The organism is Gilliamella mensalis (assembly GCF_900103085.1).
Taxonomy (GTDB): domain Bacteria; phylum Pseudomonadota; class Gammaproteobacteria; order Enterobacterales; family Orbaceae; genus Gilliamella; species Gilliamella mensalis.
Genome location: NZ_FMWR01000014.1, coordinates 234,284 through 254,805 on the forward strand (window position 1 = coordinate 234,284; position 20,522 = coordinate 254,805).

Genomic DNA, 20,522 nt, shown 5'->3' on the forward strand with positions numbered 1-20,522 from the left:
AGCTCTACGCTCCTTGAATTCCAAACTTATTCTTGATTTGTACTGTTCACAGCTGTTGCAGGCTTCTTGCTTTCGGCATTGTCTTTTTCGGCATCGCTATTTTGTGCTTTTGGTGGCACAACTCGCACTGAATCAGGCGCAACATCATCCATTATGTCATTAAACAAACCAACAGCATAACGTTGCACTTCGATCGGTTGCGACATCAGATTGTGGGTATCTCTAGTTAACGAAGTAATTAAAATGGTAATTGTTTCGGTATCACCTAATAATTGTCGCTTAATCGAATAAGTAGCTTGAACCGCTTGCTCTTCATCTGCACGCACTATAAAGGCATGGTCAGTATTAATAGTGTCGTTGTCGCGATTAGCAATAGAGATATTTTTCTTGCTTAAGCTATCAGGAATTTGCTCCCACACTTGGCTACTTAATGGCACATTGAAAGTAACCGAGCCACTATTATAAACGGCAAACGCATCTTGAATGGTTGGAATGGGTAAACTTGGAGGCCTGATATCCAGCTTTTTGCCTAAATCGCCTTTAAACTCGTTTTTACTAACATAAAATTCATTGTTTTGTGCTGGTACCAAAACGCCTTCAGGAACGATTAAAGGTTTTAGAGTAGGTGATTTAAGGTAATCTTCATTGCCTTCGACTTCACGCTTAAAATTTTGATCGCTACCACATCCGGCAAGAAACAAAGAAGTTACAACGGTTAAAACAGCTGTTTTTTTAATGACGCTACCTTTAAATAAGGCTTGGTTCAATGTGTTATTTAACATAGATATCTGCTTTTTTTAAATTAAAGATTACACAAAACTACAGTAAATTTGCTTCTTTTAATGCTTGTTCAACCGCAGGAATCGACGATGCGCTTAGCTCAACCATTGGCAACCGAATGCTTGCATTTTGCATTAAACCTAATCTTGCACAAGCCCATTTTGCTGGCGTTGGATTGGGTTCAATAAATAAATTACGATGCAAAGCCATTAAAGTATCGTTTAAGGTGCGGGCTTCTTGAATTTGGTTATTAACCGCAAGTTGACACACAGTAGCAACAGCTTTAGCAGCAACATTAGCTGTCACTGAAATAACCCCATCGCCCCCTAAAATCATAAAGTCTAAAAAGGTTGAATCATCGCCACTAAGCAATTTAAAATCAGAACCAACCAGTTTGCGTGTAGGGTAAACTCTTGAAAGGTCGCCAGTTGCATCTTTTAGCGCAACAATGTTTTTGATTTTGGCTAAACGACCAACGGTTTCGGGTTTAATATCACTACTTGTCCGCCCTGGCACATTATATAAAATCTGAGGCAGTTCGGTACTTTCAGCAATGGCTTTAAAGTGTTGATACATACCTTCTTGAGTGGGTTTATTATAATAAGGTGCAACCGTTAAACAGCCCGCAACACCAATGTTTTCAACTCGGCTGGTTAATTCTATAGCTTCTTTTGTTGCGTTTGCACCAGTGCCGGCAATAATGGCAATGCGTCCATCAGCATAGTCAATAGTTCGTTTAATTACATCAATATGCTCATGATGATCAAGGGTGGCCGATTCGCCGGTTGTACCAACAGAAACAATACTTGATGTACCGTTTGCAATATGATATTCGACCAATTTTTTTAAGCTTACGTGGTCAACGTTTCCTTTTGTATCCATGGGAGTAACAAGTGCGACCAGACTTCCTGTAAACATAAAATGACCTCTCATATAATTGGTTTATAACATAAGGTAAAGAATAAAAAATCTGCGAATAAGTATGCGATATTTCTAAAGTAAATTCAACTTTTGTTATGCAGGATTATCAATATCAATAAAAATAATCTCAACACCATAGCAACTGGCTAACCATTCACCTAATTTTTTAATACCATAACGTTCCGTGGCATGGTGTCCAGCGGCATAAAAATTAATGCCGTATTCGCGGGCAATGTGGATGGTGCGTTCCGACACTTCCCCTGTAAAAAAGGCTTCTACGCCCATTTGCGCGGCTTGTTCAATATAGTCTTGCCCACCACCACTACACCAGGCAATACGATTAATCATTTCAGGCGCATTATCACCACAAAATAGCACTTGTCGTTTGTTATTGTGTAGCGCTTGCTCAAGCTGGAGTTTAAATTGCAAAGCAGTAAGTGGTGAGCGTAATGTACCAGTAAAAAGAAGATCAGTAATATCATTACGTTTATCAACCGAAATACCTAACAAATTAGCCAGTTCGATATTATTACCAAAAACGGGGTGACCATCTAACGGTAAGTGGTAACCATATAAATTAATATCATTAGTTAATAGTGTTTTTAGCCGTTGGTATTTAATGCCAGTGATAGTTTGCGCTTCACTCTTCCAAAAATAGCCATGATGCACTACCACCGCATCGGCTTGTAATTCGACCGCTTTATCTAACAATAATTGGCAAGCGGTAACCCCTGTCACAATTTTATTGACTTGCATGCGCCCTTGTACTTGCAATCCATTTGGTGCATAGTCGCGATAGCGGGTAATTTGCAGTTCGTTGTTAATAATCTGTTCTAATTCAAAGTTGTGCATAGCTCACTCTATTTTAAAATAATTTAATATATAATTGATGATTATAATCACTTTAATCAATAATGGCATCTACTGGTTTACTTTCATGAGGCTTTAATGTGATTAGCATAAAGCTTGCTAGAATGACACCTAATAAAAATTAACGCATTGAATACAAACTCTCAACGACAATGCTAGGCGAACCGGTTAAAAGCTGGCATAATAGCTCTTTTTTGACAGATAAGATAGATTAACGTGCCAAACGCCAAATTATGTGAACGCTTTCGTGGGTTTTATCCAGTTGTAATTGATATCGAAACATCAGGATTCGATTCAAAACTCAACGCCATTTTAGAAATCGCCGCTATCACCTTAAAAATGACACCCGATGGCTGGTTAGAACCTGATCAATCCTTACAATTTAATGTCAATCCATTTAACGATGCAATTTTAGAACCCACTGCTCTTGCTTTTAACGGCATTGACCCTAATAATCCACTCCGCGCCGCTGTGGACGAAAAGCACGCCTTAGACGAAATTTTCAAAATGGTTAGATCAGGTATAAAAACTAGCGAATGCACGCGCGCGGTGATAGTGGCGCATAATGCCCACTTTGATCACAGTTTTTTAATGGCAGCAGCTGAGCGCACAGGTATTAAACGCAACCCGTTCCATCCATTTGCCACTTTTGACACTGCATCGCTCAGTGGTCTGGTTTTTGGACAAACCGTGCTAGCCAAAGCTTGCCAAGTTGCACAAATCACCTTTGATCACAAACAAGCCCACAGCGCGCTATATGACACGCAAAAAACTGCAATACTATTTTGCAAAATCGTCAATCGATTTAAATCACTGGGTGGATGGCCACTGTCTTTTATGGATAGAGATGAAAATTTGGAAATGGATTTAGATAATACGCGAAAAAGCGAAGAACAAGAAATATAAAAAGCGTAAACAGCCATAATTGATAAAAAAAGCGCGCTCAACTTGCGCGCTTAATTCATCACTTAATTAAGATTTATGTTTTTCAGCAGTTTGCTTAATAAGAGTTTGCAGCTCACCTGTTTGAAACATTTCTAACATAATATCACAGCCACCCACTAATTCACCTTCCACCCACAATTGTGGAAACGTTGGCCAATTGGCAAATTTAGGTAATTCGGCACGAATATCAGGATTTTGTAAAATATCAACATAAGCAAACGGTTCACCACATTGCGATAAAACCTGTACCGCCTGAGCCGAAAAGCCACAACTTGGCAATTTTGGCGAACCTTTCATATATAAAATAATCGGATTTTCGGCAATTTGTTTTTTAATTTTATCGAGTATTGTCATTTCAGTCGTCATGTGTTTTCCTTTATAATTTATCGTAATAATGCGGATTATTTTAACGTACAATTTCTGCTGTTCCCACTGCTATCTTGTATCAAGATTGCTTAACGGATATTTTTAAAGCAAATTGAGATATAATTTGTTCTGCCACTTTCCTTAGGTTTGGTTCAGGTTGTCCAATTTTTGAACCGCAGGCTATAATTTGTACTTGACCTACTTAACCTGTCCTTTGTTTAAGGGGCTACACTTACTTTGCAACCTAGAGGTTGCAAAGCAGAATAAATATCAGCAATAACTTTTTAATGGTTTAAAAAATAGCAGGTGTTTTCAATAAAAACATTTCAGGTTTGGTATTGATTTAATTTATCTTTGTATTTCTAATTGAAATCAATCGGTTATAAGGTGGTTCTATTTTTTGACATTTAACATTTATCGGCGATGGAGATGTTATATCAACTCAGACACATTTGCTAAGTGATTTATACAGCGGTGGATTGGAATATTATAAACTATAAGTTTTATTTAGCAAAAGACAAATTAGAGTTTTTATTTTATAAAGCCTTTTTTGTAAAGTGTTTTTATTCATTTATCTATTAAAAAGGGGGATAAAGTTTTCGATATTCTGATAGATACCCATTTTGCCGTTAAGAAAAATTCAAACATCACATTGATTTTATTTATTAAAACAATGGAAAAGTCATACTAAAAATCACTTTCTTTTCTCCAATAAATCTTACTTGCAAATCCCAGCAAATTATTAGTCATTTTTATATACTCTAATTGTAATGCCCAAATTGGTGCTTTTATCATTCTTGCAAAGGGAAATACGCTATAATATTGTGTATAGGCTTGTTCGGCTTGTTCTTTTTGTAATTGTATTGCTTTAGCTTGAAATTGGATACCTTGGATCCGCGCAACGGTTTTAGGTGTAACGCTAATAGTACCGGCAACTTGTGGCTGTTTTAACATAGCTTTAGCATGGTCGGTTTTCAATTCGGAAAGAAGATACAAATACATTGGCTGTTCATCAAAAACATAAAAGGTATTACATGCCCATAGTTTGTTGTCGGGCAAGATGACACTTAACGATAACACATGATTTTTTCTAATAAATTTGCTGATTGTAGGATCGACTTGCATATTTTTTGGCGTTAATGTCATTATTCAGGTTTAGTGTTAAGGTGTAGATCTTCCCCCCAACGAGGTAGTGTGGGAATATCAATATCAAATAAGTCAAGCGCTCTTGCTACGCTGTGGGTAATTATATCATCCACAGTTTCAACATGCTGATATAAGGCTGGCACTGGCGGGCATATTACTCCCCCCATAAGTGTGATTGTTTCCATATTTTTTAGGTGAGCTAAGTTTAATGGTGATTCGCGAGCCATTAATACCAAGCGACGACGCTCTTTTAAAACAACATCTGCCGCACGGGTAAGTAAATTATCTGATAATCCTTGTGCAATAGCCGCAAGGGTTCGCATTGTGCAAGGAGCAATTAGCATACCCATGGTTTTATACGAGCCACTAGCAATTGCCGCTCCAATATTGTTAATGGAATATACTTTATCGGCAAGCGCTTTAATCTGTTTTATACTCATGCTGGGAACTTCGTATTCACTTGTTATTTGCGCCGCTTTAGAAATAACAAGGTGGGTTTCGATATCTATTGGTTTTAATAACTCTAGGGCTTTTATACCATAGTTAATCCCTGTTGCACCACTAATGCCAATTATTATTCGCCGCGTTGTCATGTTTATCCCTATATTAATATCAAAGTACAATCAAATTGTTAATCACTGTTTTAAGCACTCAACAAGTAAAATCATGCTATGGGTAATCAGCGATATTAAAGCTATCTACCAAATAAGTGACTATACCTATCTATTGATAGTCAATCAAGTAACTAATTGCACTAACGTTGCGATTACATTAATAATATATAAATTTCAAAAGGATCAATTAGGTCATTAGATAGTAAGTATGGCTATCAACATAACATTGATAGCCATTTTTAATAATTTACTCTTTAGCCATTGGTTTATTAACAACCTTTGTTGTTTGATTGCCTTGAATAGCTTGGATTTTTTGTTCATATTTTGCGACATCATCTTTGCTAGACAATAAGCTATATGTTAAGGTAAATTCGGTGCTTTGACCTGACTTTAACTGACGAACACGTTTTTGTTGACGTTCAATTGTCACTGGATAAGCAAAACTGGTACCAGGCTCTAAACCTGTGACATAGCCTTGTTTTAGAGTATCGGTGTTTTTCCACAATGATAGTACGGGTAACTGTTTAGTATTAAAGGCAATACCTGCAGCTTTATCCCCCGCTTTATTGGTCACCATCACCTGTGTTTGACCATTTTCATCAGCAAATGGATAAACATTAAATACCATTTCATCAAAATCTTTAGTTGGACCTAGATAAGTTTGCCATGTGTTAAGACCATCTTTCGCATAGCTGTTAAACGGTGAGATTTCTTTGACTGGGGCAACAAACCTAGCACCTTCTTCAAGGATGGGTGTACCAAAATTACTATGATAGATGATCTGATAATCACGGGTATAATCACTCTTATTGGTGACAACATCATGAACAGTAAATTCTTTACTTCCTGGTACATAGCTAATTGATGCCCAAGTTTCTAGATTACTTTTTTTGAAAGTATTTTCTTTAATTAACCCTTTAACTGTAATGGTGTAGGGTGCTTTGTCAGATACATCCACAATTAATTTAGAGACCGGCGTATTTTGAGCACGACCATGCAAGGTATACATCATACCATCAGCTTGCGTCGCATGACCTGTCCATTCAAAACCACAGCGAACCATCATTTCGTTAAAGCCATCTAGCCAACCTATTCCGCCACGACTTTCTAAGTTAATATATTTGGGATGAACAACTTCATTTACAGGAGAATCCCATCCCATTCGAATACCATCACCAACAACAGACAAAATACCTAACCCTCTAGTAGGAATTAATTGAATAGTGAAATTATCACTAGAAATAGTTAGGAGTTCAGTTCCATCTTGTTTACCACCTTTAAGCACTGTGTTTTGGATGGTAAATTTTTCACCTTTTATGCCCAAATCACGACTAGAAATTGACCAATTTCCTTTAGCAACATTCTGTTCATTATCAGTTAATACAAATTCTTTAGCATTGGCATTATAGCTAGCCAAACTAAGCAATACAGCTAATGAAACAACTTTGATTTTCATGGTGATCCCTCATAGTTAATAAAATATCACTGAATCGTTTCAATCAATATGACATAAAATAGAAAGAATCAACAAAAAGAAAATCATAAAAATGAGAGATCATTCACACTTTTTCAACATTAAAAAATTGAAAGCAAAAAATGATTTATTTGATTGAATCATTGTGAAATATTGAAAATATCAACTTTTAGGTCTGATCTGTTCGGCTTTCCAGTGTTTACGGCATACTGAGTGATATTCACTGTCACCAAGATGGATGGAGTTACCAAATTTAACAATTTGACCATCTTGTCCTTCTAACAAGATCATAGTAGCTTTTTTGCCACACCAACATACGGTTTTGAGTTCTCTAAAATTATCGGCAATTTCAAGTAGCGTTTTAGATCCTTCAAACAGGTGTCCCATATAATCGGTTTTGATGCCAAAGAACATGATTGGCACGCCATATTCGTCGCACACATCTGATAACTTCCAAATAGTATTGCGCGATAAAAACTGGCTTTCGTCGATGAGTATACAGGCATAGTTGTTTTGTTTGATGTGTTCAATAATATCATCAACCGTTGTGTCATCAAGCTGTAATGCCTTTTTACGTAATCCTAAACGAGAGACAATTTCGACAGCTGAATCGCGCGTGTCAACCGATGATTTTAACAGTAACGTTTGCATGTTATTACTTAAATAATTGTGATCAATTTGTAGGAGCTCAGTGGATTTTCCGGCATTCATTACGCCATATATATAATAAATCTTAGACAAAATAGTACTCTCAAAATTAAAATAAGTCAGTCAATAAAATAAATGAATCAAAAGCCATTATGCAGATAATAAAAAAAGGTAAGTTAAATAACCTACCTTTTTTTGTTTGTTTAATGAATAATTATTTTGCTTTACCTTGGTTTGCAACAGCAGCTTGTTTAGCCGCAATTTCGTCAGCATTACCTAGATAATAGTGCTTAATGACTTTCATGTTGTCGTCAAATTCATATACCAATGGTACACCCGTTGGGATATTAAGTTCGATGATGTCATCATCACTGATGTTATCTAAATGTTTTACCAGCGCACGTAGTGAGTTACCGTGAGCTGCAATAATAACACGCTCACCTTTAGCAACGCGTGGTGCAATGGTTGATTCCCAATAAGGTAATACGCGTTTGATAGTTAATGCTAAGCTTTCGGTTAATGGTAATTCTGATTCAGGTAATTTGCTGTAACGTGAATCATGCCCCGGGAAGCGTTCGTCTGATTTTTCAAGTGCTGGAGGCGTGATTGCAAAACCACGACGCCATAATTTTACTTGGTCATCGCCATATTTTGCTGCTGTTTCAGCTTTGTTTAAACCTTGTAATGCACCATAGTGACGTTCGTTTAGTTTCCAGCTTTTTTCAACCGGTAACCATGCTTGATCAACTTCGTCTAAAACGTGCCATAATGTGTGAATAGCGCGCTTTAATACTGATGTGTAGGCATAATCAAATGTGAAACCTTCTTTTTTTAGCAATTTACCTGCTTCGGCAGCTTCTTTGTTACCTTTATCAGATAAATCAACATCAGTCCAACCACAAAAGCGGTTTTCTTGATTCCAAACGCTTTCTCCATGTCGAATTAGCACTAATTTTTTTACAGTCATAAGTATAACTCCTTTAATTTCTTAAATTTAATTTTTGGTATATCCTGCTTATGAACATGCTCTATACTTGTCATGCATGCCCATCTATTTTGAGCTAATCTTATGAACTCAAAACGTTTATTATCTTGGTAAGAATTTTAACGGATCAACTGATTGCGCTTTGTATCGAATTTCAAAGTGTAATCTAACCGACGAGGTGCCAGTTGCCCCCATTGTAGCAATTTGCTCACCTGCGCGCACTGCCTGCTGTTCTTTTACTAATATGGATTGGTTATGCGCATATGCCGTTAAATAATCATCATTATGTTTAATAATAATTAAATTACCATAACCAGGTAATGCATTGCCTGAATACACAACTCGTCCATCCGCCGCAGCCATGACTTTATCACCAATTGAACCTGAAATATCTATTCCCTTGCTTGCATTCGAGAATTTTTCAATAATCTTACCTCGCGCGGGCCATTGCCATGAAATATTGGCAACGTTCGATTTTGATTTGCCTGTAGCTGGTATGCGGCTAGTAGAATTGTCTAAAGGTTCGGTAATAGTTTCAGTTGTTTCGGTTGTAGTAGGCTGTCTATTTTTCCCCGTTGTGGTAATCGAAGTCGTTGTTGTTTTGGTTATTGTTGGTTGGGTTTTTGCTTGTCCTATCGCTACAGCTGAGTTATCGCTATTTGCTTTGTTCACTGCTGTATTATTTGTTGTAGTTTTTTGTGTGACCACAACTGTTCCACCACTAACATCTAACACTTGACCAACATTAACGGCAAAAGGTTCTTTAATATTATTTTTTGCTGCTAATGAGCGGTAATCATTGCCGGTCACCCATGCAATATAAAATAAAGTATCGCCACGTTTAACTGTGTAGGTATCACCTTGGTACCCGCCTTTTGGTATATTGTCGTAATTGCGGTTATAAACGATTCGTTCATTACTAATTACCGTATCACTATCGCTAAGGGTGTTCGAACTGGCGACATTAACATTTGATACAGCCGTTGTCCTTGATGAAGGTGGATTATAGATAGTAGGAGTAGATGATATTCTGCCTCCTGTTGAAATATTAGTTGGTGGTTTGGTATAAACAGAAGAAGTTGATGTCTCGCCTGCGCCAGAAATATCTTCGATTTCGGCTTGCTCAGTTTGCGTACACGCAACAATTAACAAACTTAAGCAACTTAATGTCAGTATTTTTTTCAAAGTAACACCTTTCATTCGTGAATTTTGTTTTTTTACTATATTGTATTCAATAGCATGTTTCTAACAATCTTTTTATTAGCTCATTTTAGCGTTTTTACAGTAAAAACGCTATTATATTGATTGCTTATTGATTAAATCAATAAGTTCATCCAGAATTTGGTGATTCTTACTTATTAAATTTTTCCATAATTATTATCATGGTTGTTTTAATAATTTATAACCGCTAGTACTCAGCTTAAGTTAGCACAATGCTTTTATTTATTAATTTATATTAATCATAATATAAGCCAATCATTTCATACATAATCCGGCTATTTTTTGCTGCCATTGATTAACTATTTATTCGGCTTTGTCGGATTTATTTTGAAAGTAATGAGTATATACAATAAAATAGGCTTTCGTACAGTATCTTTACCGTATTTCTATAAAAATTTAATGTGATATAAAATAATGACTTTATATATTGTTGCCACCCCCATCGGAAACTTAGATGATATTACGCTTAGAGCCATCGATACACTTAAAAGAGTTGACCTTATTGCGGCTGAAGATACTCGCCATAGTGGCTTACTTTTACAACATCTTGGCATTAAAGCGAAGCTATTTGCTTTACATGATCATAATGAACAAGAAAAATCCAATGTGCTGATCGAAAAACTCCAATCAGGATTGTCAATTGCCTTGATTTCTGATGCTGGTACTCCGTTAATCAATGACCCCGGATATCACTTAGTTAAAGCTTGTCGAGAAAATGACATTAAGGTGGTGCCAATCCCCGGTGCTTGCGCTGCAATTGCAGCATTGTGTGTTTCGGGCTTGCCGTCGGATAAGTTTATTTATGAGGGTTTTTTACCGGCTAAAACTAAAGCACGCCAAGATAGTCTTGCAAAATTAATCGATGAACCACGTACCATGATTTTTTATGAATCAACCCATCGATTATTAGACACGTTGAATGATATGCAAACTATTTGGGGAAGTGATAAACAGATCATTTTAGCGAAAGAACTAACTAAAACATGGGAAACCATTGTCAGCTTTAAGGTCAGTGAGTTGATTAATTGGCTAAACGAAGATCCTACTCGTCAAAAAGGCGAGTTTGTGTTGATAGTACACGGCCATAACAAAACCGATGATGATATCGACCCTAAGGCGATTAGCACACTTAAACTTTTACAAAAAGAACTACCGTTAAAAAAAGCAGCAGCCATTACTGCTGAAATATATGGGCTTAAAAAGAATCAACTTTACCAAATCGGTTTAAGTGCAGAGCAATAAATGCATAGTAATAATTGAATTACTATACCTCAATAAGTTTGGTTAATAACTACTATTTATTGCATACATTGGTTTGATAATAAGCTAAATAGTTATGACTAATTTGTTTAATTATTCGTTGATTTATCGATAAGAACATTAGCACAAATAGCCCAATTTAGTATATAATCGCCCCTTATTTTTAAGACATTTTATGATAAAAGGTAACAAACAGTATGGGATTTAAATGTGGGATTGTCGGACTACCAAATGTGGGTAAGTCAACGCTTTTTAACGCGCTAACCAAAGCAGGCATTGAGGCAGCTAACTTTCCGTTTTGTACTATCGAACCAAACACTGGGGTTGTGCCCATGCCCGATCCACGTTTAGATGAACTAGCTAAAATTGTTAAACCTCAGCGCACGTTGCCAACCACCATGGAATTTGTTGATATTGCTGGTTTAGTTAAAGGCGCATCGAAAGGTGAAGGTTTAGGAAATCAATTTTTGGCTAATATTCGTGAAACCGAAGCGATCGGTCATGTTGTGCGTTGCTTTGAAAACGACAATATTATTCACGTCGCAGGTAAAATCGATCCGGCAGAAGATATCGAAATTATTAACACTGAACTTGCTCTATCCGATCTTGAAGCTTGTGAACGGGCAATAACACGCCTACAAAAACGCGCTAAAGGTGGCGATAAAGACGCGAAATTTGAGTTAGAAATCCTTGAAAAATGTTTACCTCATTTAGAACAAGGTAAAAAGTTATTGTTACTTAATTTAAGTAAAGAAGAACTTGATGCGATTAAATACTTAAGCTTTTTAACTTTAAAACCAACCATGTACATCGCTAATGTGAATGAAGATGGTTTTGAAAACAATCCTTATTTAGATAAAGTCAAAGCGATAGCTGAACAAGAAAAAGCCGTGGTAGTCCCTGTTTGTGCCGCAATTGAAGCAGAGCTTGCCGAACTGGATGATGCCGATCGTGATGAATTTATGAAAGATTTAGGCTTAACCGAACCAGGCTTAAATCGAGTGATTCGTGCTGGATACAGCTTACTTAACCTGCAAACTTATTTTACCGCAGGTGTTAAAGAAGTTCGCGCGTGGACAATTTCGGTTGGCGATACCGCACCACAAGCAGCAGGAAAAATTCATACCGATTTCGAAAAAGGTTTTATTCGTGCTCAAACCATTGCATTTGATGATTTTATTAAATACGGTGGCGAACAAGGCGCTAAAGAAGCAGGAAAAATGCGGGCTGAAGGTAAAGATTATATCGTGCAAGATGGCGATATTATGAACTTCTTATTTAATGTATAGTTGATTATTTTACGTCGCCTTTTGGCGACGTTATTATATTGATGTGCATAATAACTAATGAATATTGATATAAGATTTATTTTTTACTTAAACGTAGTGTTACCTGAAACTTCTTGTCAACTGAACCAATAATAGATTGGTAAATATAAGGACAGCCCACTTTTATGTTACTCACTTTTCAACAAGCCAAACAGCAAGTACTACAAAGCGTATCAACCGTAAAATCACTCACTAGCGAAAAAGTCGGACTATTTGATGCGCTAGATCGCATCACTGCTGAGAATGTGATTTCACCGATTAATGTGCCACGGTTCGATAATTCTGCGATGGATGGTTATGCGATTCGATTAGCGGATCTTAAACAATCAACGTTGTTACCACAAGCAGGGGCGATTTTTGCGGGCGATGATATAAGCAATCTTAATTGGCCAAAAGGTACTTGTTTGCGTATTATGACAGGTGCACCTGTGCCTAATGATGCTGATGCCGTTGTTATGCAAGAGCAGACTGAAAAATCTGATTTGGGGATTGCCTTTTTAGGTGACATAAAAGCTGGCGATAATATTCGTCGTATAGGTGAAGATGTGAAAAAAGGTGCGATCACAGTCAACAAAGGGACTAAATTAACGATACCAACACTATCGACACTTGCAACATTCGGCATTAGTGAACTTGTTGTCTTTAAAAAGTTAAAAGTCGCTATTTTATCAACTGGCGATGAATTAACCCCCATTGGTCAGTCATTATCTGGCAATGGCGCTATTTATGACAGCAACCGCTTTACACTAAAATTATTATTGGCCAAACTTAACTGCGAAATAATTGATCTCGGTATTATTCCTGATGATCCAACCCAAATCAAACAAGCGCTAATAACCGCATCTAACCAAGCCGATTTAGTGATAACTAGTGGTGGTGTTTCGGTGGGGGATGCCGATTATACTAAAACAGCACTTGAAACATTAGGACAAATTAATTTTTGGAAGATTGCAATGAAACCAGGCAAGCCTTTCGCCTTTGGCAAAATTGGCAATGCGCTATTTTGTGGTTTACCTGGTAATCCCGTTTCAACTTTAGTGACGTTTTATCAATTGGTACAACCACTAATTTTAGTGCTTTCAGGACAACAACTCACATCAGTCGATTTATCTTTCAAAGTAAAAATTGCAACTAGCCTTAAGAAAAGTATGGGACGATTAGATTTTCAAAGAGGAATACTACAAATTAATGAACAAGGTGAGTTAGAAGTAACAACAACCGGTCAACAAGGTTCTCATATTACGCAGTCATTTAATCGAGCTAACTGCTTTATCGTGCTTGAGCAAGATCGTGGCAATGTAAGTAAAGGTGAAATGGTGACCGTTGAACTATTTAATGCATTACTTAAGTAACATTGCAGTTTAAGCCACTATTTGGATGACCTCACCCACAGTCACCTCATTAGTTAGCCTATGCAAAAAGTTAGTATACAATTAAAATAGCGCAACTAATATCGCACCAGCTGCAATCATAGCAACCCCAACACCAGCTAACAATGAGATCTTTTCACCAAATAAAACAACGGCAAACACTACAGCAAACACCACGCTGAGTTTATCAATTGGTGCAACTTGCGATACTTTGCCCTCTTTAATTGCCATAAAGTAAAACAGCCAAGATAGTGCTCCGGCAATACCACTTAGAGTAATAATGAGTAATGCCTTTTTATCATTAAAAAAGGTATTGATAAGGTTTAATTTTCCTTGAACTACAACCACGCCGACTAAAAAAATAGCCATGACAATAGCACGAATGGCTGTTGCGGTGTTTGCATCAAGATGCTGTAAGCCAATTTTACCTAAAAGGGCGACACATGCTGCGGTAATAGCGGAAAGCAATGCATAAATAAGCCATGCACTCATATTAGTATTTATCGACTTGGAATAAATATTGTTGATTGTTTAAATTAGTTTCACATTGTTGTGATTTATTCATAACGCCACGACAATCTTCTAAAACACCGTGAGCTTTTGACCAATGGTAGGTTTTATCTTTGTCGTTTTTTCCCCCACATCCGACCAATGCTAAACTAAATATTAAACAAGAAAAACCAATAACTACAGCTTTCATTTCTTCCTCCTTTTTGGCAAACGCATTGACATAATTGTCAATATTACGTTTGTTTTATTTATATTATTTTAATACAGAATCGATGTGATTAATAGCTAATCTACCGTCTATTTTAATAGATGCAAAGCGCAATTGGCTTTGTCATTGCGTAATAACTGGAGCGGTTTATCAGCTCCTTCAAATGCAGCACAATAGATAACCACGGCTGAATAAAATTGCCATTCATCATACAAGCTGTACTACTTGTTGTTTTTCAAGATGCTTGTGATTGCATATACGAATACTGAACAAGCACCAATTGCGATTAATGTCAAATCAATTGCACTGGTAAAGTCATTTTAAAAGAAAAGATTCGCCATACTTAACACCTTTAGCGGTATGATGCTTATTGTTAAGCATTAAATCTTGTGTTCGATTTGTCATCTTTACAATATTTTTTTACAACAAGTTGGTTTATTTTAACTTGCTGTACGTTCAATAGTTACAGCAACATTTCGAGCATTAGCTATCGCATTTGGTTTAGACACTTTGACTTTAAGCCAAGTAACAGAAAATTGTTTAATCACTATTTCGGCAACGCGTTCTGCTACACATTCAATTAACTCAAATTTCGAAGATTCGATAAATTGTGTTATGGTTTGACTAACCACAAAATAATCTAAACAAAAAGATACGTTATCACTTTCGCCAGCTGGTTTGTTATCCCATGCTATTTCAAGATCGAGAATTAACTTTTGCTTGATGGTTTTTTCCCACTCATATACTCCAATAGTGGTTAAAACAGTTAATCCTTCAATCAATACTCTATCTCTGCTATACATATCCATACCTAATTCCAAAAGCTTAGTTACATGAAATAGAGATTACCGAATCTTGATAAATTACGCTATAATTTATTTTAAATAATATAATATATACATAATTATGACTCGAATTTTTCAGCCTTTTACTATTGAGCAAAATAGCCTTATTACTTTAGATGATAATGCGTTTAACCACCTTATTCGCGTGTTGCGCATGAAAGTCGGCGAAGAAATCACCCTATTTGATGGAACAAATCAAATTACTCCAGCGGTTATCTGCGATGTTAATAAAAAATCGGTGACAGTCAAAACTGCTTCGCCCATTTTAGATAATCGTGAATCACCATTAGAGATCCATTTGGGACAAGTGATATCACGTGGTGAAAAAATGGAATTTACGATTCAAAAATCAGTAGAGTTAGGTATTAGTAGCATTACCCCTCTACTTTCTGAACGCTGTGGGGTTAAATTGGATACCGAAAGGTTAGATAAAAAAGTTCAACAATGGCAAAAGATCGTTATTTCGGCTTGTGAGCAGAGTGGTCGCAATGTAGTACCTGTTGTCAACCCAGTAATAAAACTTGAAACTTGGTGTGCAAGTTTAACAACTCAGTTACGCTTAAATCTACACCCTAAAGCTAAACATGGAATTAAACAGTTACCTAGTGGTTACAATGACATTAGTTTACTAATTGGACCTGAAGGTGGTTTGTCGAACGACGAAATCAATATGACCCATAATTATCAATTTACCGATATATTGCTTGGTCCGCGTGTTTTGCGTACCGAAACAGCAGCTTTAACCGCCCTAACCGCTTTGCAAGTGCAATTTGGTGATTTGGGATGATGTAAAATCTTATTATTTATAAGGTAAATTAGCCTATTATTACTAATGTTTGCTTTGCATCTTAAGTAGTAACGAGTATGATAGTTGCTAGCACACATTTTAATAATGACTTAAAGAAATCTTGATTTAAAGCACTAACTGTCGAATGTTCAATCTAACTAAATAAACAACAAATATAGAATAATAAGCATTATCACCTATTATTCGCTAAACCAAAAAAATCAGTAAGGAGTCACCATGATTAAACTTGGTATTGTTATGGATCCAATTAGTCATATTAATATTAAAAAAGATACCAGTTTTGCAATGTTACTTGAGGCACAAAAACGAGGTTATTCACTTTTTTATATTGAAATGAATGATCTATTTTTAGATACTGGCGAAGCATATGCAACAACGCGCCCGTTGAAGGTTTATAACGATAAAGATCATTGGTTCGAGCTTGGACAAGAACAGACCATTCCACTCAGTGACCTCGATACGATTTTAATGCGTAAAGATCCTCCTTTCGATACAGAATATATTTATGCTACTTATATTTTAGAACGCGCCGAAGATAAAGGTGTGTTAGTGGTCAATAAACCACAAAGCCTACGCGATTGTAATGAAAAACTATTTACTGCATGGTTTGCACAATTTACACCACAAACGCTAGTTACACGCCAAACAAGACAAATTAAAGCGTTTTTCCAAAAATACCATGACATTATTTTAAAGCCATTAGACGGCATGGGAGGATCATCTATATTTAGAATCAAACAAGACGATCCAAACATTTCAGTGATTATTGAAACCTTAACCGAACATAATACGCGTTATTGCATGGCACAAAACTTTATTCCTGCCATTAAAGACGGTGATAAGCGTGTTTTAGTGGTTGATGGCGAGCCAGTACCTTATTGTTTAGCTCGAATTCCACAAAAAGGCGAAACCAGAGGAAACCTTGCTGCCGGTGGGCATGGTGAAGTGAGAGCATTAAGTGAAAGTGATTGGCATATAGCTAAAAGTATTGCGCCAGTTTTAAAAGAAAAAGGCCTTTTGTTTGTAGGACTTGATATTATTGGTGATAAGTTAACCGAAATTAACGTTACCAGCCCAACTTGCGTTCGCGAAATTGAAGCGGCCAACCCTGATCTTTCAATCACCGGTATGTTAATGGACGCAATTGAACATCGACTAAATAAAAAGAGTTAAACAATGATTAGAGAATATAAACCCGAAGATTTAAACAGCGTTATGACAATATGGTTGCAAGGTAATTTGCAAGCTCATGACTTTATCGATCCTGAATTTTTCAAACAAAATTATGATTTAGTGAAAATGCTAATTCCAATGTCGACTTTATACGTGCAGGATCTTGGCGGCATAAAAGGGTTTATTGGTTTAACCGAAAACTATATTTCAGGGCTGTTTGTTGATCAAAATTACCGTCATCAAGGTGTCGGTGAAGCGTTAGTTAATAAAGCCAAACAGCGCCACAATGAACTATTAGTACATGTTTATAAAAAGAATACTGCGGCGATTGATTTTTATCTTGCTCAGAATTTTGATATTGTTTCAGAATCGATCAATGAAGAAACCAATGAACCTGAATTATTAATGCGCTGTATTGTTGAACATAACGTTAAAATTGGCAAATGTGCATTATAAATATACCTAAATGTGAACCTATGAATTTAAAAGATCATTTTATTATTGCTATGCCAACACTAGATGACTCGTTGTTTAGTCATTCAGTTATTTATATTTGTGAACATAATCGTGATGGCGCCATGGGCATTATAATTAATAAACCAATTATTGAACTTAATGTAGCCACAGTTCTTACACGGTTAGAAATCACGTCGCCAACAAGTTGTGCTGAGTTAGAGTATCCTGTATTTTGTGGCGGACCAATTGCTGAAGAACAAGGATTCATTTTACATACACCTCAACAAGGATTCGCCTCTAGCATTCAAATTTCGGATGATGTGATGATTAGCACTTCGCTCGATGTTCTTAAATCAATTGGATCTCCTGAGCAACCACAAAATATTTGTTTAGCATTAGGTTATTCAAGCTGGCAGTCATTACAACTTGAAGATGAAATTGGTCGTAATGATTGGTTAGTGGCCGATGCTGATGCACAAATTATTTATGAAGTTGCCATCGATGAACGTTGGCAAAAAGCTGCCGCATCACTTGGCGTCAATATGAATACTATTTCACACCAAATGGGTAATGCATAACCTATGGCAACCATTATCGCATTTGATTTTGGCACGGCAAGTATTGGAGCTGCTATTGGTCAAGATATTACAAAAACAGCCAACCCTTTGTGCTCGTTTAAAGCACGTGATGGTATTCCTAACTGGCAAGCTATCGAGAAACTCTTAAATGAGTGGAAACCCGATTTTTTAGTAGTTGGATTACCCTTAAATATGGATGGAACCGAACAACCTTTAACTGCTCGAGCACGCAAATTTGCTAATCGTTTGCATGGCATGTTTGGTTATCAAGTACATTTACAAGATGAACGGCTATCAACCGTTGAGGCAAAATCCCATATTTTTGCTTCGCGGGGTTACCGCGCACTTGAAAAAGGTCACGTTGATGCAATTTCAGCCATTATTATTTTAGAAAGTTGGTTTGAGAATAATTAGCGATTTTAATAAATTGGTTATTTTGTAAATAATTAATCGCCATTAAATTTCATCCTTGTTAGAATAATAATCTACTTTACTATTGTAAGGATTGCTTGCTGTGTCAAATAATAAATCTCTCAGTTATAAAGATGCTGGTGTCGATATTGATGCTGGCAATGAACTTGTTAATCGCATTAAATCTGTCGTTAAAGAAACCAAACGACCTGAGGTTATGGGGGGATTGGGTGGCTTTGGTGCGCTATGTGCTATTCCTCAAAAATACAAAGAGCCGATATTAGTATCAGGCACTGATGGTGTGGGAACTAAATTACGCCTTGCAATGGATTTAAACCGTCATGAATCAATTGGTATTGATTTAGTGGCCATGTGTGTAAACGATTTGATTGTACAGGGCGCCGAGCCTTTATTTTTCCTTGATTATTATGCTACAGGCAAACTTAATGTTGATGTAGCAACTACAGTAGTCACTGGCATTGCCGAGGGATGTAAACAATCGGGGTGCGCTTTAGTGGGCGGTGAAACGGCCGAAATGCCGGGTATGTATCATAATAATGATTATGATTTAGCTGGATTTTGCGTTGGCGTCGTTGAAAAATCTAAAATGATTGATGGCAGTAAAGTGCAAAACGGTGATGCATTAATTGCCCTTGCATCAACTGGTGCTCACTCCAATGGCTATTCATTAGTGCGTAAAATTATCGAAGTCAATGGCGTAAATCCTGCAACTGAACAATTAGACGGCATACCACTTGCCGATCACCTACTTGCACCCACTAAGATCTATGTGAAGTCTGTACTTGATCTTATCTCCCAAGTTGACGTGCACGCTATTGCCCATATAACTGGTGGAGGGTTCTGGGAAAACATTCCGCGTGTTTTACCTGACAATACTCAAGCAGTCATCAATGAATCAAGTTGGCAATGGCCAGCCATATTTGATTGGCTACAACAAGCTGGCAATGTTAGTCGTCACGAAATGTACCGAACTTTTAACTGTGGTGTCGGTTTAATTATCGCATTACCTAAACAGTCAGCCGATAAAGCAATTAGCTTACTAAACAACTATGGTGAAAAGGCGTGGTTATTAGGTGAAATTAAGCACGCTACATCAGGCGAGCGTGTTGTAATAAAATAAATTGTTTTTTCATATTATCCATCCATTAATATAGTGAATTAGATGGATAATATGCTCCTTTCAAGATCGCTATTACTGCATGAATCACTTTGCAAAACTCTAAACGATCCATTTAATAAATCGCATTTAGTTATTAGTCAATCTTGCTTTGATTTTTCTTCTTGCTCAGTGATTTTTTGCACAAATCCTTGTTCATCAATTACGTTTACCCAATCTGGTAAGACTGGTGTTCGACAATAATAGTTAGCATAAGGGTCAAGTTTTTTAATACGTTCAAATTCTGGAGTTTGTGGATCATCATATAATTCAGGATCACCTGAGCGGTTAAGTTTTTTAAAGCGCGCATGTTCTTTTGAACTATTATGTAGCCAAGGTTTGGGGTGATCCTCGCCAAAATATTAGACAGTGCCCACCTCTATCATTTTTTCATTTTGGTAATATTTTTGTTCATATTGTTCAGGTGA

23 protein-coding genes are annotated in these 20,522 nt (G+C 36.7%); 10 read left to right on the forward strand and 13 right to left on the reverse strand.

What is annotated here, in order from left to right:
• Positions 1 to 26: 26 nt before the first annotated feature.
• The 3 genes from BQ5209_RS08550 to BQ5209_RS08560 form a co-directional block, all read right to left on the reverse strand.
• Positions 27 to 782, reverse strand: a complete 756-nt coding sequence (locus tag BQ5209_RS08550) for an NlpB/DapX family lipoprotein (protein WP_085248117.1) — start codon at positions 780 to 782, stop codon at positions 27 to 29.
• A 37-nt stretch (positions 783 to 819) separates the two neighbouring features.
• Positions 820 to 1,698 (reverse strand): 4-hydroxy-tetrahydrodipicolinate synthase, encoded by an 879-nt coding sequence (gene dapA / locus BQ5209_RS08555; RefSeq protein ID WP_085248118.1) that lies wholly within the window; start codon positions 1,696 to 1,698, stop codon positions 820 to 822.
• 96 nt (positions 1,699 to 1,794) lie between these two features.
• Complete coding sequence (locus BQ5209_RS08560) at positions 1,795 to 2,553, reverse strand: Nif3-like dinuclear metal center hexameric protein (protein ID WP_085248119.1); 759 nt, start codon at positions 2,551 to 2,553, stop codon at positions 1,795 to 1,797.
• 234 nt (positions 2,554 to 2,787) lie between these two features.
• On the opposite strand from BQ5209_RS08560, the gene rnt reads away from it, so the two are divergent.
• Positions 2,788 to 3,477 (forward strand): ribonuclease T, encoded by a 690-nt coding sequence (gene rnt, locus BQ5209_RS08565; RefSeq protein WP_208609994.1) that lies wholly within the window; start codon positions 2,788 to 2,790, stop codon positions 3,475 to 3,477.
• A gap of 66 nt (positions 3,478 to 3,543) precedes the next feature.
• Here rnt and BQ5209_RS08570 read toward each other — a convergent pair whose 3' ends face one another.
• The 7 genes from BQ5209_RS08570 to nlpD form a co-directional block, all read right to left on the reverse strand.
• Positions 3,544 to 3,870 (reverse strand): Grx4 family monothiol glutaredoxin, encoded by a 327-nt coding sequence (locus tag BQ5209_RS08570; RefSeq protein ID WP_085248144.1) that lies wholly within the window; start codon positions 3,868 to 3,870, stop codon positions 3,544 to 3,546.
• Between the two features lie 699 nt (positions 3,871 to 4,569).
• Complete coding sequence (locus BQ5209_RS08575; RefSeq protein ID WP_085248121.1) at positions 4,570 to 5,028, reverse strand: PNPOx family protein; 459 nt, start codon at positions 5,026 to 5,028, stop codon at positions 4,570 to 4,572.
• Positions 5,028 to 5,621 (reverse strand): UbiX family flavin prenyltransferase, encoded by a 594-nt coding sequence (locus tag BQ5209_RS08580; protein WP_085248122.1) that lies wholly within the window; start codon positions 5,619 to 5,621, stop codon positions 5,028 to 5,030. The genes BQ5209_RS08575 and BQ5209_RS08580 overlap by 1 nt, the downstream gene beginning before the upstream one ends.
• A 268-nt stretch (positions 5,622 to 5,889) precedes the next feature.
• Positions 5,890 to 7,098, reverse strand: coding sequence for an aldose 1-epimerase family protein (locus BQ5209_RS08585; protein ID WP_085248123.1), 1,209 nt, complete (start codon positions 7,096 to 7,098; stop codon positions 5,890 to 5,892).
• Between the two features lie 180 nt (positions 7,099 to 7,278).
• Positions 7,279 to 7,857 carry a thymidine kinase gene (locus tag BQ5209_RS08590; RefSeq protein ID WP_143421883.1) on the reverse strand — a complete coding sequence of 193 codons (579 nt, stop codon included), beginning with the start codon at positions 7,855 to 7,857 and terminating at the stop codon, positions 7,279 to 7,281.
• A 121-nt stretch (positions 7,858 to 7,978) separates the two neighbouring features.
• Positions 7,979 to 8,731 (reverse strand): 2,3-diphosphoglycerate-dependent phosphoglycerate mutase, encoded by a 753-nt coding sequence (gpmA, locus tag BQ5209_RS08595; RefSeq protein WP_085248125.1) that lies wholly within the window; start codon positions 8,729 to 8,731, stop codon positions 7,979 to 7,981.
• A gap of 120 nt (positions 8,732 to 8,851) precedes the next feature.
• Entirely contained in the window at positions 8,852 to 9,934 is a 1,083-nt protein-coding gene (gene nlpD, locus BQ5209_RS08600; RefSeq protein WP_208609995.1) for a murein hydrolase activator NlpD, read from the reverse strand.
• A 450-nt stretch (positions 9,935 to 10,384) separates the two neighbouring features.
• Between nlpD and rsmI the strand changes: the two genes are divergently transcribed.
• The 3 genes from rsmI to moeA all read left to right on the forward strand — a co-directional run bounded on the left by rsmI (position 10,385) and on the right by moeA (position 13,910).
• Entirely contained in the window at positions 10,385 to 11,212 is an 828-nt protein-coding gene (gene rsmI, locus BQ5209_RS08605; RefSeq protein WP_085248127.1) for a 16S rRNA (cytidine(1402)-2'-O)-methyltransferase, read from the forward strand.
• 215 nt (positions 11,213 to 11,427) lie between these two features.
• Entirely contained in the window at positions 11,428 to 12,519 is a 1,092-nt protein-coding gene (ychF, locus tag BQ5209_RS08610) for a redox-regulated ATPase YchF (protein ID WP_085248128.1), read from the forward strand.
• Positions 12,520 to 12,683: 164 nt separating this feature from the next.
• Positions 12,684 to 13,910: a molybdopterin molybdotransferase MoeA gene (gene moeA, locus BQ5209_RS08615; RefSeq protein WP_085248129.1), complete on the forward strand. Its 1,227-nt coding sequence runs from the start codon at positions 12,684 to 12,686 to the stop codon at positions 13,908 to 13,910.
• 81 nt (positions 13,911 to 13,991) lie between these two features.
• Here the strand turns inward: moeA and BQ5209_RS08620 are convergent, their stop codons facing one another.
• The 3 genes from BQ5209_RS08620 to folB form a co-directional block, all read right to left on the reverse strand.
• Positions 13,992 to 14,420 (reverse strand): EamA family transporter, encoded by a 429-nt coding sequence (locus BQ5209_RS08620; RefSeq protein ID WP_085248130.1) that lies wholly within the window; start codon positions 14,418 to 14,420, stop codon positions 13,992 to 13,994.
• A gap of 1 nt (position 14,421) precedes the next feature.
• A complete protein-coding gene (locus BQ5209_RS08625) occupies positions 14,422 to 14,628 on the reverse strand; it encodes a hypothetical protein (RefSeq protein ID WP_085248131.1) in 207 nt (68 codons plus the stop codon).
• Between the two features lie 458 nt (positions 14,629 to 15,086).
• Positions 15,087 to 15,449: a dihydroneopterin aldolase gene (gene folB / locus BQ5209_RS08630; RefSeq protein WP_208609996.1), complete on the reverse strand. Its 363-nt coding sequence runs from the start codon at positions 15,447 to 15,449 to the stop codon at positions 15,087 to 15,089.
• A gap of 97 nt (positions 15,450 to 15,546) precedes the next feature.
• Between folB and rsmE the strand changes: the two genes are divergently transcribed.
• From rsmE to purM, 6 genes are all read left to right on the forward strand, one after another.
• The gene (gene rsmE / locus BQ5209_RS08635; protein WP_085248133.1) at positions 15,547 to 16,278 is read left to right on the forward strand and encodes a 16S rRNA (uracil(1498)-N(3))-methyltransferase; all 732 of its coding nucleotides are present in this window, start codon (positions 15,547 to 15,549) and stop codon (positions 16,276 to 16,278) included.
• Between the two features lie 237 nt (positions 16,279 to 16,515).
• Positions 16,516 to 17,472, forward strand: coding sequence for a glutathione synthase (gene gshB / locus BQ5209_RS08640; RefSeq protein WP_085248134.1), 957 nt, complete (start codon positions 16,516 to 16,518; stop codon positions 17,470 to 17,472).
• Between the two features lie 3 nt (positions 17,473 to 17,475).
• On the forward strand, positions 17,476 to 17,928 hold the full coding sequence (locus BQ5209_RS08645) for a GNAT family N-acetyltransferase (protein WP_085248135.1): 453 nt from the start codon (positions 17,476 to 17,478) through the stop codon (positions 17,926 to 17,928).
• 20 nt (positions 17,929 to 17,948) lie between these two features.
• Complete coding sequence (locus tag BQ5209_RS08650) at positions 17,949 to 18,506, forward strand: YqgE/AlgH family protein (RefSeq protein ID WP_085248136.1); 558 nt, start codon at positions 17,949 to 17,951, stop codon at positions 18,504 to 18,506.
• 3 nt (positions 18,507 to 18,509) lie between these two features.
• Positions 18,510 to 18,920, forward strand: coding sequence for a Holliday junction resolvase RuvX (gene ruvX, locus BQ5209_RS08655; RefSeq protein ID WP_085248137.1), 411 nt, complete (start codon positions 18,510 to 18,512; stop codon positions 18,918 to 18,920).
• A 100-nt stretch (positions 18,921 to 19,020) separates the two neighbouring features.
• Positions 19,021 to 20,058: a phosphoribosylformylglycinamidine cyclo-ligase gene (gene purM / locus BQ5209_RS08660; RefSeq protein WP_085248138.1), complete on the forward strand. Its 1,038-nt coding sequence runs from the start codon at positions 19,021 to 19,023 to the stop codon at positions 20,056 to 20,058.
• The last annotated feature ends 464 nt before the right edge of the window (positions 20,059 to 20,522 follow it).